Consider the following 25,293-nt stretch of genomic DNA (forward strand, 5'->3'; position numbering starts at 1 on the left):
TCGGTGGAGTCGATGCACCGGGTCTCGCCGAAGCTGATGGTGCCGCGGCTGGTGGGCAACGTGATCTGGGCTGCGATCCTGCTTGGCGCGCTGTGGTGGGCGTACCTGCGGTGGGGTCGGTGGCTGCTGATCCCGTTTGTGATCTTGGCCGTCGTGTTTGCATGGAACATGGTGCTTGTCCCGCTGCGCGTGCGAAACCTGGGTTATCTGGAGACGGAGAACGAGTTGGTTTTGAGCGAAGGCAAGATGTGGCACACCATGACCGTGATTCCGTATGGGCGCATCCAGTTCGTGGACGTGGAGTCTGGGCCGATCGCGCGTGCACTGGGGTTGAAGCAGCTGGAGGTGCACACCGCATCGACGACGTCGAACTCCACGCTGCCGGGGCTGCCCGCCGCTGAGGCCGACGCGCTGCGTGATCGCCTGGCCGCGAAGGCGCGGGAGAGGATGAGCGGTCTGTGACCCCACCTGCCGAGCCTGCGCAACCTGACCAGCCTGCGCAAACTGCTCAGTACCGCCGCGTCCACCGGCTCAGCCCCGTGTTGCAGGTGTGGACTACGTTGCTGGCGCTGTTGGCGATTCTGGTCTTCAACTTCGCTGCGCCCCTGTGGAGGTGGCTGGGTGATGAGAACTACAGCGCCCGTCAGCTGCTGTGGCCGATCGCCGCGGTCGTTGTAGCGCTCGTAGTCGTCGTAGGGGTGTCGCAGCTGTGGTGGTCGAAGACCGGGTTTCGCGTCGGTGCAGAAGAGATCGAGCATAAACGCGGCGTGCTTCACAACCAGGTCCGAACCGCGCGCTACGACCGGATCCAGGCCGTCGACATCGTGGAGCCGCTCGCGCCTCGTCTGTTCGGTCTTGCGGCTGTGCGCATCGAGGTCGCCGGCGGGGTGAACGCGGCGGTTAATATCGCCTACCTCCCGCGTGAAGAAGCGGAGGAGTTGCGCGGTGAGATCCTCGCGCGCATTGCGACGAAAGGCCCGAACGCGCCGATGGCCGAAGAGGCGGCCGAGGAGCTCGCGTTGGACGGGCTGGCGTCAGAAGGGTCGGAAGCGCGTGTGTCAGCCTCCGCAGGTGCACCGCGCAAGAACTACCTCGTCCCGCCGATCCCGATCGGGCGCTCGATGGTTGCGACGGTGTTTCAGTTCTCCACGATTGCCACCGTGGCGGCGTCGTTGGTGCCGCTGCTCACCGACTTGACCCTCGCGGCCATCGTGCCGATCCTCGTCGGTTTCGTGCCGCTCATCTGGCGCACCATCGATCAATCGTGGCGCTTCAATGCGTCCTTCGACGGGGAGGTGTTCAAGTTGAGGTATGGGTTGGCCAATAGGCGTCGACAAGCGGTGCCCCATGAACGAATCCATGCGGTACAACTCAAGCAACCGCTGTTGTGGCGACCTTTCGGGTGGTGGACGGTGTCGATCACCTCGGCCGGCTTCGGCGCGGAGGCGAGCGCGGCGACCGGGACCGCGAAGCTCCTGCCGGTGGGTACCTACGAGGAAGCCGTCGCCGTCGTGGGGGCCGTCGGGCCGTTGAGCGCTGACGCGTTGACCGACCTGAGCCGCGCCGACTACGCCTCACCGCGGCGCGCGCGCTGGGTCTCGCCGCTGGACTGGAAGAGCCAAACCGCGACCGTGCGCGACGGAGTCGCCCTGACCTCATTCGGGAGGCTCACCCGCCGCTACCAAATGGTGAAAGCGCCGCACATCCAGGAGCTTTCGTACGAACAGGGCCCGCTCGAGCGCAGACTCGGCCTTGCGAGCGTGCGCTTCGACCTCGTGCCCGGGCTGGTGAAAATGACCGCCCGCGACCTCGACGACGCTGACGCGCGTGCGCTGCTTGAAGCGCTGCGCGCCCGCCGCTTGCCGCCGATGCACCCCTCGGAATCGCCTCATCTACGAGGGTAGAAGATCATGACAGCCTCACCGCGAGCTTGCCCACCGTACGACCGGATTGCAGCGCGGCCAACATCTCCGTTACCTGTTCGATGGGCCCTACTTCTGTGAGGTCCACACGGATACTCTGGTTGGACACGTTATGTAACGACCACGCAAGCGACTTGGCACCTTGGTCGGGGTGAGCAGAGATCCAAAGCCCCACGTTGAACCCGACCGTGGACTTGTTCTCCAGCCAGTGAGCCACCGAGCTGACTGGTACATCTTCTTGCTGGGATGCGTTTCCAACTCGCACGTGCCGCCCGCCGCTGCGGAGCGAGCTGAAAGCGGTTCTCGCAGCCTCGCCGCCAACGGGGTCTACGACAATGTCATACGCATTCTCCGGAACTGAACCGAGATCTGAACGGAGATACACGTTGTCGTAACCGAGCTCTTTCGCCATCTTTCGCTTGTCCTCGTTCCCCACAACCGCGTCTACCCGGCTAGCTCCGAGAAGTCTTGCGATCTGGCCGAACTGGGTTCCGAGGCCGCCCATTCCTGCATGCACTAGTACGGACTCGCCCGAGGTGCACTGCGCGACCGTGGTGAGTGCGAGGTGGGCAGTCACTGTGTTCACTGGAACTACTGATGCCAGCTCCAGATCCATACCGGTAGGTAGCTTTGCAACGTAATCCGCCTGTGTCTTTGCGATCTGCGCCAGTCCGCCCGCGCCCGGAAGTATCGCGGCCACCTCGTCTCCGGGTGCTAGTCCAGTGACCTCATCACCAATGGCGCGCACTTTTCCAGCAACTTCGAGACCTGGAACAAAGCCCACATTGGATGGCATGGTTCCTGATGCCCAAAGCGCATCAATGAGGCCCAACCCCGCGATCTCCACGTCGATTGCGACTTCACCGGGACCTGGAACGGGGTCTGGCAACTCGGTTTTTTGTAAGCCATTACGGCCGGTGTGGTCCACGATCTGGTACGCGAACATTTCATCACTCCTTCGGTACAACGCCCTGTGATTAATGACAGAGTTAGTATAAGTGACAGAGTACGTGTATTCATGAGGACTGGGCGTAAGCGGGGCATCGGCCCTGGTTAGAATCGGGTTCGGACGTTAACTAACCGATGGGACAACGCACATGTCAGCTCCAAGCCACAACCCGATTCACGCAGAGATGGCCGGCCGGCTCGGCAATGGTGTGAAGAGGGTTGAGTCTCAGATCGAGCGCGTGAAAAGTCGTGCTCTGCGTCCCTTAGATCTGACGCTCCCGCAGTATGTGACCCTCATGATGCTGAAGCTGGAACCGGAACAGACGGCCGCACAGCTCTCTCGGACGGTCCTGGTCTCAACCCAGACCATGGCGACGATTCTCAAAAACCTGGAACGAAAAGGGCTTATCGAGCGAAGTCACACTGATCTTCATGCTCGAGTGTTGCTCAACACGTTGACGAAAGAGGGGGAGGAGCTGGTCCGGAAAGCCGATCAGGTGGTTGCCAAAATTGAGCAGGATTTGAAAGAGGCGTTCTCGCCGTCTGAGTTTGAGCAGTTCACTGCCTACTTGGAAAGAGCGCAGGAACATCTGGCCAATATTGAGCAGCGATGATCATGTCGGATTGTCCGGCTACACCCCGCCTATGAAACCGAGCTGGCGCCACGCCTCAAACACCGCCACCGACGCGGAGTTCGTCAAGTTCATCGAGCGCCGCCCGGGCACCATCGGGATGCGCAGCCGGTCGGTCACGCGCGGGTGGTGCGCATGCTCGTGCGGAAGGCCGGTCGGCTCGGTGCCGAAGAGCAACGCGTCGCCGTCTTGGTACGCCACCTCGTGGTAGTAGCGCGTGGCTTGCGTGGTGAAGGCGAAAACGCGGCTGGTACGAAGCGTCGATAAGCAACTGCTCAAATCCGGGTGAATGGTGACTTCCGCGAGGTCGTGGTAGTCCAGCCCCGCACGGCGCAGGTGTTTGTCGTCGAAGTTGAAGCCGAGGGGCTCGACGAGGTGCAGCCGCGCGCCCGTGTTCGCGGCGAGCCGGATCGCGTTGCCGGTGTTGCCGGGAATGACGGGGTTGTCGAAGATTATGTGCAGCATGCGGCTAAGTTTAAGGACTCCGCTCCATGGGTAAAATAGCCGCGTGACTGCGATCAAACTGGACGGAAAGCTCTACCGCGAGGAGATTTTCGCGGACCTGAAATCGCGCGTGGCGGCGCTCAAGGAGCAGGGGATCACTCCAGGCCTGGCCACGGTGCTGGTCGGCGAGGATCCCGCGAGCCAGAACTACGTACGCATGAAGCACAAGGATTGCGAAGAGCTCGGCATCGCTTCAATTCAGAAGGAGTTGCCGGCTGACACCACTCAGGAAGAGCTTGAATCGCTTATCGACGAGCTGAATCGGGACGAAAGCGTGACCGGCTACATCGTGCAGCTGCCGTTGCCGAAGCACCTCAACGAGAACCGCATTCTGGAGCTGATCGACCCGGCGAAGGACGCTGACGGGCTGCACCCGGTCAACCTGGGCAAGCTGGTGCTGAACGAGCCGGCGCCGCTGCCGTGCACGCCGAATGGCACGATTAAGCTGCTGGAGCGCTTCGGGGTGGATTTGAACGGCGCGATCGTGTGTGTGGTGGGCCGCGGCGTGACGGTGGGTCGGCCGATCTCGCTGATGCTGACTACGCGGGATGTGAACGCGACCACTGTGCTGTGCCACACCGGCACCAAGGATCTTGCGGCTGAGACGCGTCGCGCCGATGCCGTGATTGCGGCGGCCGGCAAGCCGCACATGATTACGGCGGACATGATCAAAGAGGGGGCAGCGCTTGTCGACGTCGGCGTGTCCCGCGTTGACGGCAAAACCGTCGGCGACCTGCACCCCGATGTTTGGGAGAAGGCTGGCTGGGTGTCCCCGAACCCGGGCGGTGTCGGCCCGATGACGCGCACGTTCTTGGTGCGCAACATTGTGGAAAGTGCTGAGCGCCAGGCGGCGCAGGCGGCGCAGGCCGCGCAGGCGAAGTAGGCGGATTTCATGCCTGCCGTGTCCGAGCCACCCGCTCCCGCGTCTGCGGACGCTTCACGTGAGCCACCCGCGTCTGCAGACGCCGCGCCGTCGGGGCTGAACCTGGACAACCCGCACGACATTGGCAACCGCCCTTCAGTGTTGCCGGTGTGGGTGCAGTGGGTGATGGTGGCGCTGTTCGCGGTGGGGTTCGTCGCGTCTGGTGTGTTCGCGGCGACGGAACACTGGCGCCGCGCGACGTTTACCCTCGGAGCGGTGATGGTGTGGGTCGCGGTGTTGCGAATGACGTGCGATTCGAAGCTCATCGGGCTGATCGCGGTGCGTTCGAGGCGTTTCGACGCGATATTTTGCACCGGTGTCGGCGCGGTGATGATGTGGCTGGCATGGTCTGTCGACTCGCTCGGCTCGTAAGTTTAGCTCCCTCTCATTGGGGCCTTACTTAGCTCTTAGATTAGTATCGTCCGGGTGCAAACCTACGAACAAGCTTTTACTGATTCCGAAGTCCTGTCACGGCAGTGGGTGCAGATGCGCAGCGAGAACACCTCTCCCGAGTTCGCCGTCGCCTGCAGCGTCGACGCAATCTACTCGCTCGGTACCGAGCACCCGGTCGACGGCCCTGGCGAGCAGTCGAAACCGAAGCGGATCTTCGGGTTCATGTCCAGCCGCTCGAAGTGGTTGAACTTCCTCGAGCAGGCCTACGGCGTCACCTCGCGCGAGTCTGCGATTGAGGTCGTTCGGGCATTGCTTGAGAACGCCGGCGATCCGGTCTACGACCTCTTTCGCCCCGGCCTGGAACAGCTCGTCGCCGCCCCTGTTGAGCAGCGTCCCGCCGCGTACCAGCAGCTGCGCGAAACCGCGGCACAGATCAGCACTGAAGCGGGGATCGAGGAGCTGGTGGGAGAGTTCGACGCCTGGGCACATATCTTGCTCGATCCGAGGTCTGTCGAGGCGTTGCCGTCGCAACTTCCGCGCAACCTCGTCGGCTGGGATACCACTCGTGCGGCCTGGGTATTGCGCCTGGCGTACCGCAGCGGTTTGATCAACGACCAAGATCTTGGCCAGCTGCTGCCGAATTGCCTCGCAGTCACCCGCGAGCACTGCGCGAACTGGCGCGAGCATGCCGAAGGCTTCCTCTACGGTCGTGCCAAGTGGTCGGAAACCATCGACGAGAGCTCCATCGAGTTCCGCGACAAGGCGATCTTCTGTCTCGAGTCGCAGGAGATGCCGTGGGCGCGCTTCCCGCTGCACCCAAGTGCCCACTCTTAAGGCACTTAAGGATTTGCAATCGCGTCGAATTGTTCAATCAATTCACCAGAAGTTCACCCATTCCCGACTATCTATTAACCCGGGTAGCGTAGCTTCGCCCGGGTGACTTCAGCTGTATCCGCAACCAGCCTGGGCGCGCCCCAGGTCGCGTTGCACAACGTGCGTCGGGAATTCCCCGACGGCACTGGTCTCCACGAAACCTCCCTGACCATCGGGAAGGGCGAATTCGTCTCCATTCTCGGCCCCTCCGGCTGCGGCAAATCAACCATGCTGCGCTGTATCGCAGGCCTTGAAACGCCCGACGCGGGCGTCATTGAGTTCGCTGGCAAGGAGGTGTTCGGGCCCAACACGAACGTGCCGGTCAACCGTCGCAACCTTTCGATGGTGTTCCAGGATCTGGCGCTCTGGCCGCATATGACGGTGGCAAAGAACGTCGAGTTTCCGCTGACCACCGGCTCGCAGAAGGTCAGTAAGTCCGAGCGCGAGGAGCGTGTCGCCCGCGCGATGGAGATGGTCGGCATTTCGCAAAAGGCAGAGCAGCGCCCCAACGAGCTTTCGGGAGGGCAGCAGCAGCGCGTCGCAATCGCCCGTGCGCTCGTCTCGGATCCGGAGCTTTTGCTTATGGACGAGCCGTTGTCCGCGCTCGATGCCGCCTTGCGCACTCAGATTCGCAGCGAGCTCACGCGTCTCGCCTACGAGCTCAACCTCACCGTGATTTATGTGACGCACGACCAGGCCGAGGCGCTCGCCATGTCTGATCGGGTAGCCGTGATGAATGCCGGCGACGTGCGTCAATTCGATGATCCGGTGGAGCTTTACGATCACCCAGCAGACGATTTTGTGGCCGGGTTCGTCGGTGTTACGAATACACACGAGACGCTGCCCTCGAACCGGCCGGAGAACGTCGAAGTGGCACCGATTGATGGAAAGCGACCGGACACGCTCCCGGCGAACTCCGTCGTCGGCGAGGTTTTGGAAAGTCAGTACACAGGCGGGCGCTACGACATCCGCTGCAATGTGGACGGCGCTCCGGAACCGTGGCTGGCGTACACCCGGCACCGCCTCAACCGCGGAGATCGAGTCCTGTTGACCGTCAACGCGCGTTCTTAACCCCCTATCTCACCCCATTGTTTCCCTACAAGGAGATTTCCCGACATGAAAAAGTTTGCCGCGGCCATCGTTGGCCTCACCGCTGCATTCTCGATGGCTGCCTGCGGCTCCGTCGAATCCAACGACACCGCCACCACCGGTGCGAACGACGCCACCACTGCCGCCACGTCCGGCGAGACTGCCGGCAAGTGGGAGGCCCCGGAAGGGTTGTCCGGTTCCATTGACTACTACTCCGCTAACCCGCAGGGCTTGACCGACGCGCTCGTCGAGGCGTTCCAGGAGCGCACCGGCGTGACCGTCAATGTTTTCGCTGGCACCACCGGCGAGATCACCGCGAAGATCACCGCTGAGGAGGCGAACCCGCAGGCCGACGTGGTCTACCTCGCGTCCTGGAACGCAGCGGCGAAGCAGGGTGAAAGCGATGCGCTCGAGGCGTACGCTCCGGAGAACATCGCAGACGCGAACCCGAAGTGGAACGCTGATGATGAAACCTTCCACGGCCGCGACGGCTCCGCGCTGGCTATCGTTGCCAACACCGACGTGGTCTCCGATGTCCCGTCCGACTGGGAGGAGCTCGCCGACGAAAAGTACAAGGACCTGGTGATCATGCCGGATCCTCGCGAGTCCGGTACCGCCGCTGACCTGCTTGCCGCCATGGTCGCTGAGTGGGGCGAAGACAAGACTTGGGAGCTGTTTGACAAGCTCTTCGACAACGGCATGATCGTCCAGGGCGCAAATGGCCCGGCGCTCGACATGGTCACCTCCGGTTCCAAGGGCATTGTCTTCGGCGGCGTCGACTACTCCGCCTACTCCGCGCGCGACAAGGGTGAGCCGCTGGAGATCGTGATCCCGTCCTCCGGCACCACCGTCACCCCGCGCCCGGTGATGATTATGAAGACCACCGACAACATGGAGGCGGCGAAGGCATTCGTCGACTTCATGTTCTCTGAGGAGGCTCAGGAGATTTCCGCGTCGAAGAACATGATCCCGGCGAACAAGAACGTTGAGCCGAAGAACGGCCCGGCTCTGTCCGACATCAAGCAGATCTCCGACGATTGGAAGGCCATCTCCTCCGAGTCGAAGAACATCCGTGAGGTCTTCGCGGAGCGCTACCTGTAACCGCAAGCGATCGCTGTAACTATGAGGACGAAACGGGGAGTCAACGCGGGCATTTACCCGGTGCTGCTGATCCTGCTTATCCTGGTCGCCGCGCCGCTAGCGTCAGTGCTGGTGACCGCGGTGACGGGATACCGGGGTGATGATCCTGCCCTGGATACGCTGTGGCAGCCGCAGATGGTGCGAGTCATTCTCAACACCGTCTGGCTCTCCGTCCTCGTCGTATTCTTCTCCACGTTGTTTGCCGCTCCACTCGTGTTCTTCCGCGCGTGGACGCCGATGCGTCGCGCCGGCTGGGTCGAGATCGTGATCATGATCCCGTTCATGACACCGCCGTTCGCTGCCGCCATGGCTTGGATGGACTTCACGCGAGTGCGCGGCGTTGCGGACATGCTTCTCGGGCCAATGCTTGGCGACACCGTGCGCTCTGCCATCAACTCCGTCTGGGGCATGGGATTTGTGATGGCCGCCGAGCTGTTTCCATTCCTGTACCTGATCCTGCGGAACAGTCTGGCCTCCATCCCAGCGTCGCAGCTTGAAATGGCCCAGGTCGCCGGCGCGAGCCGCTGGCAGCAGTTTTCCCGCGTTATCTTGCCGATGGTGCTCGGGCCTTTCTCGCTGGGTGCACTGATTGTGTTCATCAAGGCAGCCGGCGAGTTCGGTACACCGGTGACGCTGGGCAACGCGATCGGTTACCCGGTCCTGGTTTCGTCCATCTACCAGGATGTGACCATCGACCCGCTGAACTTCAGTAAAGCGGCGGCGTCGTCAAGCGTGCTCTTTTTCTTGGGCGTGATGGCGTGGGCGATGCAGCAGTGGGCAGGCCGTGGTGGCTTAGCGAGTGGTGGGCGTGTCTCGCGCCCGGTCTCGCTGAACATCTCACAGGGAGGCATGGCACTTGCCTGGCTCTACACGGCCATCGTGTTCGTGCTGACGGTGCTGATCCCGTACATCTCCATCATCTTGGCATCGATGACGATCCTGCGCTCCAAGCCGCCGACTCTGAACAACCTCACTTTCGATTACTTCGGCATCGTCCTATCGATGCCATCGGGGCAGGAAGCGCTCACGCGTTCCATCGCCCTTGGCGCAATTGGCGCCACCACATCGGTGGTGTTGGCTTTGGCGGTGACGCTGCTGACGATGCGTCGACAAGCATTCTCTGCCCGAATTTCCGACTTCCTTGCTGTGGCTCCCGACACTGTGCCCGGCATCGTGCTTGCGATCGGCTTTATCCTGCTGTGGAACTCCCCGAGCCTGCCGTGGACCCCGTACGGTAGCCAGCTCATCCTTGTGATGGCGTTCACCGTGCTGTTCATGCCGATGGCGGTGCAAAACATCAAGACCTCCGCCGCGTCCATGTCGCCAACCTTGCACGAGGCGGCGGCGATTTCTGGCGCGACCAGGGGACAGGCGTTTTGGCGGGTGACGCTGCCGATGCTCGCGCCGGGCATTTTTGCTGGCTGGCTGCTCGCGTTCTTCGTGGGCATCCGCGAGCTGGTGATGTCCTCGCTGATCCGCCCGACCAGCATTAATCTGCTTGCGCCGTGGATCATGAACCAATTTGATCAGGGGCACCGCGCTGAGGCGATGGCGATGACCCTGATTGGCGTGGGCACTTCCACGGCGGTGCTGGTGCTGATCCGTTGGTGGCAGGGGCGTGCGCGGCGCTAGCAGTCGTTGCGCGGACTATCGGCCTGCTCGGCGGCGTAGTGCTCCGTCAGCGTGATGAACTGCCGCAGGATGCGGTCCATTTGGCGCGCCTCCACCAGGAACGCGTCGTGGCCGACGGGGGAGGACAGCTTCGACATTGCGAGCAGGTTGCCGAGGTTTCGCGACAGGTGTTCTTGCTGGTGGTAGGGGTAAAGAATGTCGGTGTCAACGCCGACGACCATGGTCGGCACCGTGATGGAATGCAGCGCCTTGTTCAACCCGCCGCGATCGCGGCCGACGTCGTGGCGGTTCAGTGCTTCGGTCAGGGCGACGTAACACGAGGCGTCGAAACGCTCTGTGAGCTTTTTTCCCTGGTGCTCGAGGTAGCTCTGGACCGCGAACCGCTGATCGTCGGCGCGGAACGGGCCGAGCGGGTTCTCGCCGGACTGGGCGGAGGTGCCGAAGCGCTCGTCGATCTCTAACTCGCCGCGGTACGTCAGATGCGCGATGCGGCGTGCGGCGGCGAGACCGGCATCGGGGGAGCGTCCGGTGCCGTGGTAATCGCCGCCGTGCCAGTCCGGGTCGCGGGTGATCGAGCTGATCTGGGCGGACTGGATGCCGATCTGCCAGGCGCTCGCCCGCGCGGAAACGGCAAGCACCAGCGCGAAACCGACCCGCTCCGGGTGCAGCAGCGTCCACTCCAGCGTGCGCGCACCACCCATGGAACCGCCGAGCACCGCGTGCACCCGTGTGATTCCGATCGTCTCGAGCAGGGCCGCCTCCGCGTTCACTTGGTCGCGGATCGAGATGGCGGGGAAGCGTGAGCCCCACGCGTTGCCGTCGGGGTGGGTGCTCGCGGGGCCGGTCGAGCCGTAACAGGAACCGAGCGCGTTGGTGCACATCACGCACCACATGTCGGTGTCCAGCGCTTTGCCTGGGCCGATGACTGCGTCCCACCAGTTGGCGGCGTTCGCGTCGCCGGTCAGGGCGTGCTCGAGAAGCAAGACGTTGTTCTGTCCGTGGGGGTCGCCCTTGAAATCGCCCCAGCGCTGGAACGCGATGGCAGTCTCAGCAATGTTCGCGCCTGCCTCGGTTCTGAAGTTCCCGATGGCGACGGTGCACAATTCTCCTTCTATCGGGAGCTGGGGCGCGGCCGTGCTGGTGTCAGACATGCGACCAACTGTAGACCGCCCCACCGTGAGGCGGACTAAGCGGTCTAGTTTTTATTCAGCTTCTAGCTAGGCTCGCGAGACCGTCGCGATAAGGGGTCGGTGCCCAATCGAGGTCGGATTCGAGCGCCCGCGGGCTGTCCCACAGCCACGTCATTTCGCGCAGCCCGCCAACATTCTCGTCGGCGATGCCGGCTACGCGCAGCATCCACGGTCGCAGCGTCAGTGGGCGGTGATGTTCGGCGTTGAACGCCTCCGCCGCGAGCGTTGCAAAGTCGCGCTGCGTAATCGGTTCGGCGGTGGGGGTGAGGACGATCCCGGTTGCGCGCCCCGCGGAAGCGTCCACCAGCGCGCGGGCGTAGTCGTCGATATAAGTGAAAGCGTGCGGCACATCGGCGTCGATCAGCGCGAGGGGTCGCTTTCCGGCACGCACCCGGTCAATGATCAGCGCGTGGGCCACCATCGATTCGCCGCATCCCGGCCCGTACAGGTCGGAAGCGACTACCGAAGCGGTAGGCGCGGCAGCAGCGTCTCGTGCGGCAAGCAGTTCAGCACGCACGCCAGGCTTGCCGACGGTCGCGCCCACCCGGCTCTCCGCCGTCACCGTGTGCACGCCTGGGCCGAAAGCGTAGACAGACTCGGGAAAGGTGACGTGCGCGCCCACTTCCGCGCTCACTTCTGCTGCTGCGTTGAGTACCGCCCGTTCCAGCGGGATGAGCTGGGAACGCCAGGCGGCTTCCGTGTACGCGGCGTGGGTACAGCAGATGATGCGGTCTGCGCCGCTGGCATCGAGGGCCCGGTGTAGGTCGGTCGAGGACGAGGCGTCGCCGATGAAGAGGTCCGCTCCTGCGGGTACCTGACGGTCCGATCGGGCCATCACGGTGACGCCTGCTTTCTGCGCACTCGATGTTTGCGCAATGAGACGTTTCGTGACCGCTCGCCCAACCGCTCCAAAACCGATAACCAATGTTGAACTCATGTCCGAGACTCCTGCTCTCAAAAGTGAATGATGTTCTCGTTGGGAGTGTAAGCCAAGGTGATGGAGGAAACAAGAACAGGGTTCGCGTTTGATAGGGTGGCGGTATGACCGTCGATAAGCTGGGCCCGCGAGCCCTGGCGCGGCTGCGAACCGAGGAGCGGATCGAGCAACTTGCCTTTGCCCACCTTGACGAGGGGGGAGTGGAGGCTGTGAACCTGCGAGCAGTTGCGCGCGACCTTGGGATTAGCCCGTCGGCTTTGTATCGCTACATTCCAGACCGGGAAGGGCTGCTGACCACGCTCATTGCCGCGTCGTACACGCAGCTAGCGGAGGCGGTGGAGTCGGAACTGGGCGCGCAAGCGGCGGATACGGCGGCGGCTGATTGTTGCCGGGTTTTGGCGGCGGCGATGCGACGGTGGGCGCTGGCGTACCCGCAGAGGTGGGCCCTAATCTACGGCAGCCCTGTAGCCAATTTTCATGCACCGGCGGAAGCGACTGGTGCGGCCGGCACTCGAGTGATCGCGCTCCTCGGTGAGCTCCTTCAGGATGCGCGGCCGAGCTCGGTGGCGGGGGCGCGCAGCGAAGTGTTTATGGAGGACCTCTACGCGATCGGACAGGATGAGACTCCAGGGTTGGAGCTGGATGTGGTGGAGTTGGGCCTTGAGCTGTGGGCGAAACTCATCGGCTTGATTTCTGCCGAGGTGTTTGGGCACTTTGGCGAGGCCACGCTGCGCGACCCGGAGGAGTTCTTCCTGCGCTCAGTCGACCGTTCGATGCGCGCGCTGTTCGGCAAGTAACTAGCTAGGCGGCGAGTAGCGGGCGAGGCGGAGATCGTCTACGAGGGGGTGCCGTCGACCGCAGCGAAACCTCGATCGAGGTCCGCTGGGCGCACGCAGATACACAGAAAAGCGGTCGGGCCGGGAAACGTTGTCCCGGTCCGACCGCTGTCTTGGCGGTGAAGCGTTACTTCAGGCCGTCGATAAGCTGGTTGAAGGTCGCGGACGGACGCATCACAGCGTTGGTCTTGTCCTCGTCCGGCCAGTAGTAGCCGCCGAGGTTAGCCGCGCCGCCCTGCGCGTCAATGAGCTCCTTGTCGATCTGCTCGGCGTTAGCGCGCAGTTGCTCTGCCACCGGCGCGAACTTCTCTGCCAGCTCGGCGTCCTCGGTCTGCTTCGCCAGCTCCTCAGCCCAGTAGAGGGAGAGCCAGAAGTGGGAGCCGCGGTCGTCGATCTCGCCGACCTTGCGCGACGGGGACTTGCCCTCGTTGAGCAGGGTCTCGGTCGCACGGTCCAGGGTGTCGCCCAGGACACCAGCGCGCTCGTTGCCGTTCGAGTTCTTCTCGTGGCGGAAGGACTCGGCCAGCGCAAGATACTCGCCGAGCGAGTCCCAGCGCAGGTGGTTTTCCTCCTGCACCTGCTGCACGTGCTTCGGTGCGGAACCGCCAGCGCCGGTCTCGAACAAGCCGCCGCCAGCCATCAGCGGGACCACGGAGAGCATCTTCGCGGAGGTACCCAGCTCGAGGATGGGGAAGAGGTCGGTGTTGTAGTCACGCAGCACGTTGCCGGTCACGGAGATGGTGTCCTCGCCGCGGCGGATGCGCTCGACGGATGCCTTGGTGGCCTCGACCGGGGACATGATCTCGATGTCTAAGCCCTCAGTGTCGTGGTCGCCCAGGTACTTCTCCACGAGCGTGATCATGTTGCGGTCGTGCGCGCGCTCCGGATCTAGCCAGAAGATCGCCTTCATGCCGGACAGGCGGGCGCGGTCCACGGCCAGCTTGACCCAGTCCTGGATCGGGGCGTCCTTGGTCTGGCACGCACGCCAGATGTCGCCCTTCTCAACGTCGTGCTCGATCAGTACGTCGCCGGCGGAGTTCACGACCTGCACCTTGCCGTCGGCCGGAATCTTGAAGGTCTTGTCGTGGGAGCCGTACTCCTCGGCCTTCTTCGCCATTAGACCAACGTTCGGCACGGTGCCCATGGTGGTCGGGTCGTAGGCGCCGTTCGCGCGGCAGTCGTCGATCACTACCTGGTACACACCGGCGTAGGAGGAATCCGGGATGGTGGCCAGGGTGTCCTGCTCCTGGTCGTCCGCGTTCCACATGTGGCCGGAGGTGCGGATCATTGCCGGCATCGACGCGTCAATGATCACGTCGGACGGCACGTGCAGGTTCGTGATGCCCTTGTGCGAATTCACCATCGCCAGCGCCGGGCCGTCGTGAAGCTGCTGCTCGAATGCAGCCTTGATCTCCTCGCCGTTGTCCAGCGAACCAAGGCCGTCCAAGATTGCGCCGAGGCCGTTCTCGCCGTCGAGGCCTGCCGCCAGCAGCTCCTCGCCGTACTTGTCAAAGACTGGCTTGAAGTACGCGCGCACGACGTGGCCGAAGATGATCGGGTCGGAGACCTTCATCATGGTGGCCTTCAGGTGGGCGGAGAAGAGCACGCCCTCGTCCTTCGCGCGCTGCACGGCGTCGAGCAGGAACGCATCCAGCGCCTTGGCGGACATGTAGGTGCCGTCGACAACCTCGCCCTCGATGACCTGCAGGCCGTCCTTGAGCACTTCCTCGGAACCGTCGGCCTTGACCAGCTTGATCTGCAGCGTGTCGTCGGACGGCATGATCACGGACTTCTCGTTGTGGCGGAAGTCGCCTGCGTCCATGGTGGCCACGTTGGTCTTCGAGTCAGACGACCACTCGCCCATGGAGTGCGGGTGCTTCTTGGTGAAGTTCTTCACGGCCTCCGGCGCGCGGCGGTCCGAGTTGCCTTCGCGCAGCACCGGGTTCACGGCGGAGCCCTTCACCGCGTCGTATTTCTCCTGCGCATCCTCGTACTCCGGGATGTCGAAGCCGGCGGCCTGCAGCTCCTTAATCGCGTTCTTCAGCTGGACCAGGGACGCGGAGATGTTCGGCAGCTTGATAATGTTCGCCTCCGGCGTCTTCGCCAGCTCACCGAGCTGCGCGAGCGCATCGTCCATCCGCTGTTCATCGGTCAGGCGATCCGGGAACTGCGCCAGGATGCGGCCGGCCAGTGAGATGTCAGCGGTTTCCACGTCGATGCCAGCCTGGGATGCGAATGCCTCCACGATCGGCTTGAGCGAGTAGGTCGCGAGCAGCGGCGCTTCGTCGGTGCGGGTCCAGATGATCTTAGACATAGTGCTCCTCTAAATACGGTTGCTTTGTGTTCAGCCCCACAGCTTACAGTTTCCTGTTGCCCGGTAGGGTCGGAATCCATGAGCCTCACCATCGCATCCGTCAACGTCAACGGCATCCGCGCCGCCACCAAGGTGCGAAGTGAGGTCAACCCAGGCATGCTCGCCTGGCTCATCGACACCCTCGCTGATGTTGTACTCATGCAGGAGGTCCGCGCCACCGAAGCCGAGGCACGCGCCGCGCTGGCACCGGCATTGGAGCAGGGCTGGCACTTGGCGGTCGCGCCTGCTGAAGCGCCGGGAGCAAAGGGCCGCGCGGGCGTCGGCATCCTCTCGCGCACCCCACTTTCCAACATTGCGGTGGGCATCGCAGGCTTCGAGGATGCAGGTCGCTTCATCAGCGCATCGCTTGACGACGGCACCGTTGTCGCCTCCCTCTACCTTCCTTCAGGCTCTGCCGGTACCGCCAAACAGGATGAAAAGTATCGGTTCTTGGACGCCTTCGAGCCACTGCTTGCGAAGTGGGCCGATGAGCATCCGGACATGGTGATCGGCGGCGACTGGAACATCTGCCACCGCCGCGAGGACCTGAAGAACTGGAAGACCAACCAGAAGAAGTCCGGGTTCTTGCCGCATGAGCGCGCGTTTATGGATGCGGTATTCGGGTGCTTCCCGGATGAGGAAGCGCAAGACATCGACGCAAAGTCTGTCGCCGGCTGGGCTGGCGCGGTGGATTACGCCTCCCGAAACCCAGCGCGCGTCGCCTGCGACGACCCGCAGTGGTTTGATGTCGCGCGTCGTTTGAACCCGACTGACGCGGGTTACACGTGGTGGACTTTCCGCGGGCAGGCGTTCAACAACAACGCGGGCTGGCGCATCGATGTCCAGGCCGCCACAGCGAACATGCTCGAGCGCGCTGAACGTGCGTGGGTGGACAAAGTGCCAACGGTGGAAGAGCGGTGGTCCGACCACGCGCCTCTTCTGGTGGAGTACCGCTAAATAGCCACGCTGCTAAAGGCTGATGCGCGCGCGGCGGCGACGCAACTAGTACGCGGCGAAGTTTTGCGTCGCGTAGCGCTTTCCTTTGGCGGTGTCGGCGACACCGACGCCGATGTGGGTGATGTCCGGGTTGAGCATGTTCGCTCGGTGCCCGGGTGAGTTTGCCCACTGCGCGACGAGGGCTTCCGCGTCTGCGGTGTTCCAGTTCTGCAGCACGTTCTCCAAGGCGCGTCGCCACCCCTTCGGGTACTGCTGACCGAAGTCGGGATTGTGGTACATGCGGTCTTGGTTCATTTGGATATCGGACCAATCCTGCGCGACCTTGTTGAGCTCGGGCAACGGCTTGAGTGGCGGGAGGCCGTTTTCAGCGCGGAAACGGTTCGTCGCGTCGATGATCGCTTCCTGAATGGTCGGCTCCTTGACCGTTGCCGGCGCCGCCGGTGCCGCCGGCGCGGGAGCCGCGGCAGGAGCGGCGGCGGCAGGTGCACCGGGAATCGGTGCAGCTGCTGAAGCGGGTGCGGGAGCAGGCGCGGCCGGTGGAACAGGAGCCCCAGCGTCAACTAGAGGCAAATTCGGGGCGGCGTCCGCCGGCGGTGCAGCAGGCGCCGGTGCTGCATCTTGCGCGTTCGGTGCTGCGTTGTTCGGAAGCGGCAGACCCGGCGCCGGTGCCGGTGCCGATGGATCGAGAGACGGGGGCGCAGCTGTCTCGTGCGCGACTGCACCTTCCGGTTTGGCTGGTTCGGCCGGGGGGACGTGTGTGCCGTGCCCAGTCGTCAGGGAAGCCAAGATCGCGAGAAGCGTTGCAAGTCCGGAGACGAGTTTGGAAAGCGGGATGGGTGGCATGTTCGCCCTCTCAATCAAGGTCACTCACGTTTAATGCAGGTCCGCTAATGGCTTACGTCCGACGAGAGACCTTAGCGCAAACAGCTTCGTTACTGAAATGTAACACAGGAAGTTATTATGCAACTCCAATACTTCGGAATAACGCTGAACGTTGTTCAATGACTCGGCTACACTCCATTGCAATCGCGCACGCAGCCGCGAAAGAACGGAGTTGATCACCATGACTGCTACTACTGCCCACACCGAATCTGGCACCAGCACCGACATTCTCGACATTGCCCGTGAGAAGTGCCTTGAGCGCGGCGAAGGCCTCAATCAGGAAGAGATCCTGCAGATCCTGCAAATCGAGGACGACCGTCTCCAGGAACTGCTCGACCTCGCCCACCAGGTGCGCATCAAGCACTGCGGTGTGGACGTGTCGCTGGAAGGCATTATCTCGTTGAAGACCGGCGGATGCCCGGAGGACTGCAGCTTCTGCTCTCAATCCGGTCTTTTCGAGTCGCCCGTACGCGCCGTCACCCTCGACATTGCTGAATTGGTCGAGGCTGCGAAGCAGTCGGAAAAGATGGGCGCAAGCGAGTTCTGCATCGTCGCCGCAGTAAAGAGCCCGACGGACGCTCTGCTTGACCAAGTTGCTGAGGCGATCACCGCCATCAACGACGAGGTTGACATCTCCATCTCCGCGTCGCTCGGCATCCTCACCCGCGAACAGGCCCACAGGCTCGCCCAGATGGGTGTCATGCGCTACAACCACAACTTCGAAACGGCGAAGTCGTTCTTCCCCAACGTGGTCACCACCCACACCTGGCAGGAGCGAAAGGACACCCTCGAGCACGTCCTGGCCGAGGGTATGGAGACCTGCTGTGGCGGCATCATCGGCCTTGGTGAGACGATCGAGCAGCGCGCGGAGTTCGCGGCCCAGCTCGCAGAGATCGAGCCGCACGAGGTTCCGATGAACTTCCTCGATCCGCGCCCGGGTACACCGTTCGCCGACCGCCCGCTGGTCCCGCAGGGTGAGGCGTTGCGCGCGGTCGCAGCGTTCCGCCTAGCCATGCCCTCAACCCAGTTGCGTTTTGCGGGTGGAACGGAGCTTGCGCTTGGCGACGACGGTACGGAGGCCGGCCTGCTCGGCGGCGCGAACGCCATCATCGGGGGCAATTACTTGACGACGTTCGGCCGTCCGATGGAGAAAGACCGCGACGCCGTCGACCGCGTCATGGATTCCAACCTCAACCTTTCCATCACCCCGGTCGGCCAGAAGCAGAACTCCGGCCACGGTGCGCTGTACGACACGTTGAAGTCCCTCTAATGCGCGTTCCCGATTCAACGGAGCTCGCTGATGCGGTGCTGAGCGGCGAGATCCAGCTCCCGCTCGACCCGGCCCGTCCCTACGACGCACCGCGCATCTGCCCGCTGTGCGGGCGCCGCATGGTGGTGAAAATGAACCCCGTGGCGTGGGAAGCTACCTGCTCCCGCCACGGGATCCTGCGCTCGGAGTGGCTCGAGCGCTAACGTACTCGCTACTTCACAAAGCGCGGGGTGCGGGCAATCGCGGCTATCGCGGTACAAGCGATCACGAGTGCGCCGCTGCCGAGCATGATCCAAACGACGCTTGACGACGGGGTCGCCATTCCTTCTGTTTCTGCATAGCCCCAATATGCTTGCGCGTAGGCGAAGCCGAGGAGCAGGCCAGCGACCGCGATACCGACGATCAACGGCACCCACCTGTTAGCGGCATCCTCCGACACCCCGACTGCGATTCCGACAATCGCGGCCAGGAACAGGAAGGCGAACGTCACCGCCAACGTCGCAAGCATGGTGGAGGCGTCTTGACCCGCACGTGGCACTTCTAAGATCTCGTCGGGTTGATTATTGGTGACAAGAAAAATGTCGTACGCCCGGTAGTGGGGGTTGCGGTACTGGTTCGCAATCGACGAGGCAGAAGTGGCGGCAGCGAGAATGCCCGTGACGGCCAGTGCGACTGTCAACGCCGACTTCACCCAGTGGCTGAAACTCGTTCCCAACTGATTGAGTGCTGCCCATTTGGAAGCGCCGAAGGCGAACAGAGCCAGGAGTGCGATCCCGCCGCAGATAGTCCACAGCTCTCCGTCTCCCGTGTAGTACCGACCGAAGGGCATTGCAATGAGCAATAAGACGAACACTGCGAGGTACGAGGTTCGTGCGAATGGATTCAGGAAAAGTTTCATCGCTCTTGGTCTCCTTGGGTTGTCGAGTTGCCTACTTGACGAAGCGCTGCGTGCGGGCGAACACGAACCATACGAAGCCCGCGATGATGAGTCCGGAAACCAGCGTTGCGACTGCTGCCGGTGTCGCCGCGGTGCTTTGGGGATCGGGGAGCCGTACTCCATCTTCCAGACGGAGATAGGTTGCATCGGCAACCAGCTTGTAAGCGGCGGCGTGGCCGACCGAGGCAATGACCGCTCCCACAATTGGCACCCAAACGCGATGTGCTGCCGCGGCGAGACCGAGCGCAATGCCGGTCATGCAAGCCAGTACGAAGAACAGGAAGGTTGCGAGAAACGTGAGTGCGATAGTGCGTGCGTCCTGGCCTGCGAAATCGACAAGATATTCATCACCAACGGCATCCACATGATGAACCGTTTCGCGGTTGGTAATCAGAAACAGGTCATAGGCCTTGTAATACGGGGAGCGATATTGATTGACCACTGATGAAGCGGTGGTGACCAGGGCCGGCACCACCGAAGCCGCTAGCGCTGTGACAGCTCCGGAATTCATCCAGCGGTTGAAGCTGGTGCCGAGCTGATTCAAAGCGGGCCAATCACTCGCAGCTGCAGCGAACAAGGCTGCGAGTACGACCCCTCCCAAAACCGTCCAGATGGAGCCGTCGCCGAAAAAGAAACGACTGAACGGAAGGGCGAAACGACCGAACGGAAGGGCGAGGAGTGCGCCGATGTACGCAGTGGCAATCGTGGCGCGCGAGAATGTACTGAGAAAAAGTTTCATTGCAATTCCTTTCCGAGCGGCATTTCGGGCTGCGTATCAGGTTGCGTATCGGGTTGCAGGTCCGCCGGGGATTGAGATAGCAAGGCGATGAGTTCTGCGTCGTCGGGGTACCCCACCGGCAGGGCAGTGGCGGATTCCGGAATCGGTGCGCCAAACGTCGCGCGGGTAGTGGGGCCAAGCGTCGCTGTTTCGACGACCGGGTACTGGGCGGCCAGCTCCCCGACTTCATTGGTGGGTCCGGTAATGGTGGGGAAGGACAAGCGGACGTCGTCAAGCGAAAGCCCATAGGAGTGAGTCTCGCGGTCAAAGACCTGGATGACGTGGGTGGCGAGGCCGATGAAGTCCTCGGGGCGGTGCGAAGCCATGATGATGGTGCGCTCCGGGTCTTCGGCGACGTAGTCGATGAGTTGCTGGCGCACCTGTTTGCGGGTGGTGGTGTCGATGCCGTCGAAGGGTTCGTCGAGAAGCAATAGTGGTTCTTGGGCGGCGAGCGCGACCGTGATGGTGAGGAGGCGGCGCTGGCCGACGGAGAGATCCTTGATGCGGGCATCAGGAAAGTCGATGGGTGTGAGCGGCTTTGCGGCGTTGGCGGCGCGCAGGTGGCTGGCGACCGTATCGCCGGCGAACTTCGCATCGGCACCGGCGGGCACGAACGCAGCGCCGGGGCCCATGAGCGAGCGAAGCAAATGGGTCTTGCCGGCGGCGTTTGGGCCGACGAGCGCGTAGAAGCCGGGGTGGGGAGGTCGCTGGGGGCTGGGTTGATTCACCGGGTGCGCTCCTTTTCGATCATGGCGGTCAGTTCCGCGGTGGTGAGACCGAGCTGGTCGGCCTCGTGGACGAAGGGTCGGACGAACTGTTCCTGGAACGCCGCGCGCCGGGAGCTGAGCAGCTGCTCGCGCGCGGTCTCGAGAACGAACATGCCGAGCCCGCGACGTTTCTCGACGAGGCCTTCGTTGAACAGTTCGGTGAGAGCTTTCGCTGAGGTGGTCGGGTTAACGGAGTGGTAAGCCGAGAGCTCGTTGGTGGACGGGACGCGGTCTCCGGGTGCGAGCGCACCGGAGGAGATCATGTCGCGGAGCTCGTCCGCGATCTCTTGGTATATGGGTTTACCACTCATGTGGGTAACCATAGAGGCACAGGAGCCGTATTGTCAAGAAAAAACCAGGCCTTCGCGCGGATGGCGACGAAGACCTGGATATTTAGCGAAGAAACTACGGGAGCTCGTGGGCAGCGAGCTCACGGATCCTTGGGGTAATTACTACGCGACCTTTTCCTTCTTGATCGCGCTTGACTATCAGCTTCGCGGCGGCGATTTGTCCTCGCGACGGGCGTTTACCGATATTTTGGTGATCCACCCGAGTTGAATGTGTTGGCGTGGACATTGTTCCTCCCTTCCTTCTGTGCTGAACATCCTAGATCGAATCGCCATTTCAAGGAACGCCATTTATGTCATCGTGATCCAACGTGGCTTTGTGCAACAATTTGTCTATCAGTGCGTTCTGCTCCTCAGACAGGAATGGTAAGTCATCCAACGCATCCAAAGCCGCCACTCCAATCTCCACTGATCGTTCTTCACTTGAACTGCACAACTCTGCGGCCCATCTCAGGTTCGTGTACCACTCCTTCGACTGATCTAACCGCTTTGTGTTGCGTACTGTGTGGTCTACGCCTGCCCATGCGATCAGCGCCGCTCCAATTGGGCCGAGAAGCTTTCCAAGAAAATCGAGAGTCAACCTGACCCCGTCGGGAGTGGCAAAAGCTAAAAGGGTTGCGAAAACCGTTGACGTAGCCGCTGATACGCCCGTAATAAGCCAAGGAAGATGAGACTTCCACCCGGTTTGGCCTGGCTTTCCCATATCTACGACTCCAAAAACTGTCCGCAACTAATCAACGGAAATCCTAGTGAAGTTGCGCCTGGCGTCCATCGATAGACTGATGCGCATGACAAAGCAGCGCGTCCTCTCAGGCATCCAGCCCACCGCAGACTCGTACCACTTGGGGAACTATCTCGGTGCGCTCAAGCAGTGGATCGACCTGCAAGACGGCTACGACGCGTTTTACTTCATCCCGGACCTGCATGCGATCACCGTCGAACAGGACCCGGAAGAGCTACGCCAACGCACCATTGCTGGGTGTGCGCAACTCATCGCGCTCGGCATTGACCCGGAAAAATCCACACTGTTTGTTCAGTCGCACGTGCCGGCGCACGCGGAGCTGACCTGGGTGCTGCAGTGCCTCACCGGCTTCGGCGAGGCGAGCCGCATGACGCAGTTCAAAGACAAGTCCGCCAAGCAGGGCCAAGACCGCACTTCGGTTGGCCTGTTCACCTATCCGATGCTCATGGCCGCGGATATCCTGCTGTACTCCCCGCAGCTCGTGCCGGTGGGTGAAGATCAGCGTCAGCACCTCGAGCTGACCCGCAACCTCGCGGAGCGCTTCAACGCGAAGTACGGCCAGACGTTCGTGGTGCCCGACGGTTTCATTCCGGAAGGCGCTGCGAAGATCTACGACCTGCAGGAGCCCACCGCGAAAATGAGTAAATCCGGCACCAATCCGAAGGGGCTGATCAATCTCCTGGACGAGCCAAAGGTGTCGTCGAAACGCATTCGCTCCGCCGTAACTGATGCGGGCGGCGAGATTACTTACGACAAGGAGAACAAGCCAGGGGTGTCCAACTTGCTCGTGATTCAGTCGGCGCTTACGGGCAAAACCGTCGATGAGCTGGTAGCGGGGTACTCCGGCCAGGGCTACGGCGCGCTGAAGGTGGACACGGCCGATGCGCTCGAGGCGTTCACGACGCCGCTGCGTGCACGTTACGACGAGCTCATGGCCGACCGCGGTGAGCTCGAGTCGATCCTTGCCCGCGGTGCGCAGCGCGCGCGCGAGGTTGCAGAGCCATTGCTTGCCGACGTCTACGCCAACGTCGGATTCCTCCCTCCCAGACGCTAAAGAGCGGGAACTTCCTCTACGATGTTGTCCTGGAAATGGACGAGTAGAGGAAGTGAGACCGTCGATGGCAACTTCAACATCACCGCGCAACGCGTACACCGACGATCGGGGCATTGAGCGCGCCACCAAGCAGCAAAAGCAGGGGGGCGCAGACGAGCTTGAGAAGAAGGCGCCCGCCGTTGGCCATGTGATGCGGATGCAGGATCGCTTCGCGTCCGAGGGCGGAAATCAGCTGTCGGCCGGTATTACCTACTTCTCGGTGCTCTCACTCTTCCCGCTGCTCATGCTGCTGTTTGCCGGGCTGGGCTTCTTCCTGAACAGCCGCCCGGATCTGATGACCGAGATCCAGGATCAGATCTCCGCTAGCGTTGACGGCGACTTGGGGGAGATGCTCAACGGTCTCATCGAGTCCGCGATTGAGCAGCGCGGCGCGGTTGCAGGTGTCGGTTTACTGACCACGCTGTGGTCTGGCCTGGGGTGGATGAACAACCTGCGCGTCGGCATCTCAGCAATGTGGGGCCTGGATGCCAACGAGGGCGGCGGCAACTTCGTGGTGAAGAAACTGTGGGATCTGGTTGGCCTGATCGTGCTGATCGTGCTATTCATTCTGGCGTTCGGTGTGACCGCAGTCGGTACCTCTGGTCTGACCACGCAGGCGATGGAGCACTTTGGTCTCGGCGACTTCCCCGGCTCGCGCTTCCTGGTGTGGCTGGCCGGTCTGGCAGCTGGCATCCTAGCGAACTACATCGTCATGGTGTGGCTGATGATCTTCATGCCCCGCACGAAGGTGCCGAGGAAGTCTGGCCTGCAGGGCGCGCTCGTGGGCGCGGTGGCATTCGAGCTGATTAAGCAGTTCGCCACCCTCATCGTTGGCTCTGCGACGAACAACCCGGCGGGCGCGATCTTCGGCCCAATCATTGCCCTGATGGTTGTGCTCTACCTGGTGTGGCGCGTCGTGCTCTACGTCGCGGCCTGGACCGCCACCACGAAGGAGTCCCTCGCCGCGCAGCCGGCAGAACTGCCGGAGCCGGCGGTGATTAACGTGCGCGCTGGCGCGACGAACCCGTCGAGCCAGAACAACACCGGCACTGCCGTGGGGGTCGGCGCGGCGCTTGGCGCCATCGGCGTCGGCGTGCTCTCGCTGCTGACGCGCAACTAGTCGCGAAGCGCGCTGCGGGCGTTGTGGGCGTTGTGGGCACCGCGGGAGCTAGGTGTTCTGTGTCACGGTGCGCACATCGCTGAAGTCGCCGCGCGCTAAGGCTTCGTTTCGAATCAGGAAGTACGTCTCCCAGTCGCCGATGCGGTAGTTCCAATCCTCAAACGCGAACTGGAAGAGGAGGCGCCATTTGGTCGGATCGGCCTCTACCTCCGACAGGTCGGCGAATTCTTTCAGTTCGTAGCGCGGGCCGCTTTGCACCGGATTCGGCACGCCAAGTAACTGATATTTTCTCCACTCTGGATCCGCCAGCGGAGGATTGCCCTCCCAGAGATAGTCACTGACTTCGTCCGCGAACCCCGCTTCTCTGAACTTTGCGAAACCGTTTTTCAACTCTGGGGGATCGAGCTCCGGTTGGTGTATCGAAGGAGGCAGTGTGATGCCTTCGTATAGCCTTGCTCCCACAGCCGGCACAAAGAACGCGCTGAGGTCACCCGGTTCTCCGAAGTTCTTGAGGTACTCCTGCAGCTCAGCTTCGTGCTCGCGGCGCAGGTCGTCGGGAAGCGTTGCTTCTTGCAGCTGATCCACAGGAGTCGTGTCGTGGATAACGCGTGCTGCACTCCGAACCGGCAGCCACGGCGCGATGCGGTAATCCCAGAAGAACAGCAGACGACCCTCAGCCGGAAGGTCAGCCGAGACCGCGCCGAGCGCGTGCGCCTCGGCGAGATTGACCTGGGCGATGAATGGCACCGACGGGCTGCGCAAGGCGTTTTCGACATCAAGGTCCGGGATGGGCCGACCCCCGATGTCGGATTCTTCAAACTGAAGCTGCGGCCATTCGAACCCCTCGGGCACGTCCGGGTTACCGCCGATGCGCGTGCCGCCCAACGTGTTGGCACCCACCTCACCCGTCGGTTCGAGACCGATGCATGGGACGAACAGGTCAACAACCTGGGGGATGATCTCTTCGGGGAGCATCTCGTGGGCTAGCTCGATGGCCTGTTCGCGTGATTCAAACATGCGCCCACGCTA

The 25,293-nt window shown here is 62.4% G+C and carries 26 protein-coding genes; 15 read left to right on the forward strand and 11 right to left on the reverse strand.

Going from position 1 to position 25,293, the window contains the following annotated elements:
• The first annotated feature begins 12 nt into the window (after positions 1-12).
• Together CGLAUT_RS02375 and CGLAUT_RS02380 are read left to right on the forward strand one after the other, a co-directional pair.
• Positions 13-462, forward strand: coding sequence for a PH domain-containing protein (locus CGLAUT_RS02375; protein WP_425551721.1), 450 nt, complete (start codon positions 13-15; stop codon positions 460-462).
• Positions 459-1,904, forward strand: a complete 1,446-nt coding sequence (locus CGLAUT_RS02380; RefSeq protein WP_290186079.1) for a PH domain-containing protein — start codon at positions 459-461, stop codon at positions 1,902-1,904. The genes CGLAUT_RS02375 and CGLAUT_RS02380 overlap by 4 nt, the downstream gene beginning before the upstream one ends.
• Before the next feature lie 4 nt (positions 1,905-1,908).
• Here the strand turns inward: CGLAUT_RS02380 and CGLAUT_RS02385 are convergent, their stop codons facing one another.
• Positions 1,909-2,868, reverse strand: coding sequence for a quinone oxidoreductase family protein (locus CGLAUT_RS02385; RefSeq protein ID WP_290186080.1), 960 nt, complete (start codon positions 2,866-2,868; stop codon positions 1,909-1,911).
• Positions 2,869-3,019: 151 nt separating this feature from the next.
• Here CGLAUT_RS02385 and CGLAUT_RS02390 point away from each other — a divergent pair, with 151 nt between their 5' ends.
• The gene (locus CGLAUT_RS02390) at positions 3,020-3,484 is read left to right on the forward strand and encodes a MarR family winged helix-turn-helix transcriptional regulator (RefSeq protein WP_290186081.1); all 465 of its coding nucleotides are present in this window, start codon (positions 3,020-3,022) and stop codon (positions 3,482-3,484) included.
• 18 nt (positions 3,485-3,502) lie between these two features.
• Here CGLAUT_RS02390 and CGLAUT_RS02395 read toward each other — a convergent pair whose 3' ends face one another.
• Positions 3,503-3,967, reverse strand: coding sequence for a tRNA (cytidine(34)-2'-O)-methyltransferase (locus tag CGLAUT_RS02395; RefSeq protein WP_290186083.1), 465 nt, complete (start codon positions 3,965-3,967; stop codon positions 3,503-3,505).
• Between the two features lie 43 nt (positions 3,968-4,010).
• On the opposite strand from CGLAUT_RS02395, the gene CGLAUT_RS02400 reads away from it, so the two are divergent.
• From CGLAUT_RS02400 to CGLAUT_RS02425, 6 genes are all read left to right on the forward strand, one after another.
• Positions 4,011-4,889 (forward strand): bifunctional methylenetetrahydrofolate dehydrogenase/methenyltetrahydrofolate cyclohydrolase, encoded by an 879-nt coding sequence (locus CGLAUT_RS02400; protein WP_290186084.1) that lies wholly within the window; start codon positions 4,011-4,013, stop codon positions 4,887-4,889.
• Between the two features lie 9 nt (positions 4,890-4,898).
• The gene (locus CGLAUT_RS02405) at positions 4,899-5,300 is read left to right on the forward strand and encodes a DUF3017 domain-containing protein (RefSeq protein WP_343898702.1); all 402 of its coding nucleotides are present in this window, start codon (positions 4,899-4,901) and stop codon (positions 5,298-5,300) included.
• Between the two features lie 54 nt (positions 5,301-5,354).
• The gene (locus tag CGLAUT_RS02410; protein WP_290186086.1) at positions 5,355-6,155 is read left to right on the forward strand and encodes a DUF1266 domain-containing protein; all 801 of its coding nucleotides are present in this window, start codon (positions 5,355-5,357) and stop codon (positions 6,153-6,155) included.
• A gap of 102 nt (positions 6,156-6,257) precedes the next feature.
• Positions 6,258-7,265 (forward strand): ABC transporter ATP-binding protein, encoded by a 1,008-nt coding sequence (locus tag CGLAUT_RS02415; protein WP_290186088.1) that lies wholly within the window; start codon positions 6,258-6,260, stop codon positions 7,263-7,265.
• Between the two features lie 45 nt (positions 7,266-7,310).
• Positions 7,311-8,384 carry an ABC transporter substrate-binding protein gene (locus CGLAUT_RS02420; protein WP_290186090.1) on the forward strand — a complete coding sequence of 358 codons (1,074 nt, stop codon included), beginning with the start codon at positions 7,311-7,313 and terminating at the stop codon, positions 8,382-8,384.
• 21 nt (positions 8,385-8,405) lie between these two features.
• Positions 8,406-10,055: an ABC transporter permease gene (locus CGLAUT_RS02425; protein WP_290186091.1), complete on the forward strand. Its 1,650-nt coding sequence runs from the start codon at positions 8,406-8,408 to the stop codon at positions 10,053-10,055.
• Here the strand turns inward: CGLAUT_RS02425 and metX are convergent.
• Positions 10,052-11,206: a homoserine O-acetyltransferase MetX gene (gene metX / locus CGLAUT_RS02430; protein WP_290186093.1), complete on the reverse strand. Its 1,155-nt coding sequence runs from the start codon at positions 11,204-11,206 to the stop codon at positions 10,052-10,054. The two genes, CGLAUT_RS02425 and metX, sit on opposite strands and share 4 nt — an antisense overlap.
• 55 nt (positions 11,207-11,261) lie before the next feature.
• The gene (locus tag CGLAUT_RS02435; RefSeq protein WP_290186095.1) at positions 11,262-12,182 is read right to left on the reverse strand and encodes an NAD-dependent epimerase/dehydratase family protein; all 921 of its coding nucleotides are present in this window, start codon (positions 12,180-12,182) and stop codon (positions 11,262-11,264) included.
• A gap of 104 nt (positions 12,183-12,286) precedes the next feature.
• Here CGLAUT_RS02435 and CGLAUT_RS02440 point away from each other — a divergent pair, with 104 nt between their 5' ends.
• Positions 12,287-12,979: a TetR/AcrR family transcriptional regulator gene (locus CGLAUT_RS02440; protein ID WP_290186097.1), complete on the forward strand. Its 693-nt coding sequence runs from the start codon at positions 12,287-12,289 to the stop codon at positions 12,977-12,979.
• 166 nt (positions 12,980-13,145) lie between these two features.
• On the opposite strand, the gene CGLAUT_RS02445 is transcribed toward CGLAUT_RS02440, so the two are convergent.
• On the reverse strand, positions 13,146-15,332 hold the full coding sequence (locus CGLAUT_RS02445) for an NADP-dependent isocitrate dehydrogenase (protein ID WP_290186100.1): 2,187 nt from the start codon (positions 15,330-15,332) through the stop codon (positions 13,146-13,148).
• A 78-nt stretch (positions 15,333-15,410) separates the two neighbouring features.
• On the opposite strand from CGLAUT_RS02445, the gene CGLAUT_RS02450 reads away from it, so the two are divergent.
• Positions 15,411-16,328 (forward strand): exodeoxyribonuclease III, encoded by a 918-nt coding sequence (locus CGLAUT_RS02450; protein ID WP_290186101.1) that lies wholly within the window; start codon positions 15,411-15,413, stop codon positions 16,326-16,328.
• Between the two features lie 45 nt (positions 16,329-16,373).
• On the opposite strand, the gene CGLAUT_RS02455 is transcribed toward CGLAUT_RS02450, so the two are convergent.
• Positions 16,374-17,171, reverse strand: a complete 798-nt coding sequence (locus CGLAUT_RS02455) for a CAP domain-containing protein (RefSeq protein ID WP_290186103.1) — start codon at positions 17,169-17,171, stop codon at positions 16,374-16,376.
• Positions 17,172-17,391: 220 nt separating this feature from the next.
• On the opposite strand from CGLAUT_RS02455, the gene bioB reads away from it, so the two are divergent.
• Both bioB and bsaP read left to right on the forward strand, forming a co-directional pair.
• The gene (gene bioB / locus CGLAUT_RS02460) at positions 17,392-18,480 is read left to right on the forward strand and encodes a biotin synthase BioB (protein WP_290186105.1); all 1,089 of its coding nucleotides are present in this window, start codon (positions 17,392-17,394) and stop codon (positions 18,478-18,480) included.
• Positions 18,480-18,683: a biotin synthase auxiliary protein BsaP gene (bsaP, locus tag CGLAUT_RS02465; protein ID WP_095659326.1), complete on the forward strand. Its 204-nt coding sequence runs from the start codon at positions 18,480-18,482 to the stop codon at positions 18,681-18,683. The genes bioB and bsaP overlap by 1 nt, the downstream gene beginning before the upstream one ends.
• Before the next feature lie 8 nt (positions 18,684-18,691).
• On the opposite strand, the gene CGLAUT_RS02470 is transcribed toward bsaP, so the two are convergent.
• The 4 genes from CGLAUT_RS02470 to CGLAUT_RS02485 are packed head-to-tail and all read right to left on the reverse strand — an operon-like array spanning position 18,692 to position 21,273.
• Entirely contained in the window at positions 18,692-19,378 is a 687-nt protein-coding gene (locus CGLAUT_RS02470) for a hypothetical protein (protein WP_290186107.1), read from the reverse strand.
• A 31-nt stretch (positions 19,379-19,409) separates the two neighbouring features.
• Positions 19,410-20,156 (reverse strand): hypothetical protein, encoded by a 747-nt coding sequence (locus CGLAUT_RS02475; RefSeq protein WP_290186108.1) that lies wholly within the window; start codon positions 20,154-20,156, stop codon positions 19,410-19,412.
• Positions 20,153-20,923 (reverse strand): AAA family ATPase, encoded by a 771-nt coding sequence (locus CGLAUT_RS02480; RefSeq protein WP_290186110.1) that lies wholly within the window; start codon positions 20,921-20,923, stop codon positions 20,153-20,155. Before CGLAUT_RS02480 ends, CGLAUT_RS02475 begins: the two co-directional genes overlap by 4 nt.
• On the reverse strand, positions 20,920-21,273 hold the full coding sequence (locus CGLAUT_RS02485) for a GntR family transcriptional regulator (RefSeq protein WP_290186112.1): 354 nt from the start codon (positions 21,271-21,273) through the stop codon (positions 20,920-20,922). Before CGLAUT_RS02485 ends, CGLAUT_RS02480 begins: the two co-directional genes overlap by 4 nt.
• 824 nt (positions 21,274-22,097) lie before the next feature.
• Between CGLAUT_RS02485 and trpS the strand changes: the two genes are divergently transcribed.
• Both trpS and CGLAUT_RS02495 read left to right on the forward strand, forming a co-directional pair.
• Positions 22,098-23,105, forward strand: coding sequence for a tryptophan--tRNA ligase (trpS, locus tag CGLAUT_RS02490; protein WP_095660984.1), 1,008 nt, complete (start codon positions 22,098-22,100; stop codon positions 23,103-23,105).
• A 64-nt stretch (positions 23,106-23,169) separates the two neighbouring features.
• Positions 23,170-24,264, forward strand: coding sequence for a YhjD/YihY/BrkB family envelope integrity protein (locus CGLAUT_RS02495; protein WP_290186113.1), 1,095 nt, complete (start codon positions 23,170-23,172; stop codon positions 24,262-24,264).
• A gap of 48 nt (positions 24,265-24,312) precedes the next feature.
• Here the strand turns inward: CGLAUT_RS02495 and CGLAUT_RS02500 are convergent, their stop codons facing one another.
• Positions 24,313-25,281, reverse strand: coding sequence for a DUF1963 domain-containing protein (locus tag CGLAUT_RS02500; protein WP_290186114.1), 969 nt, complete (start codon positions 25,279-25,281; stop codon positions 24,313-24,315).
• Positions 25,282-25,293: the final 12 nt, after the last annotated feature.

Origin of the sequence: Corynebacterium glaucum (genome assembly GCF_030408855.1) — a bacterium.
Classification (GTDB): Bacteria; Actinomycetota; Actinomycetes; order Mycobacteriales; family Mycobacteriaceae; genus Corynebacterium; species Corynebacterium glaucum.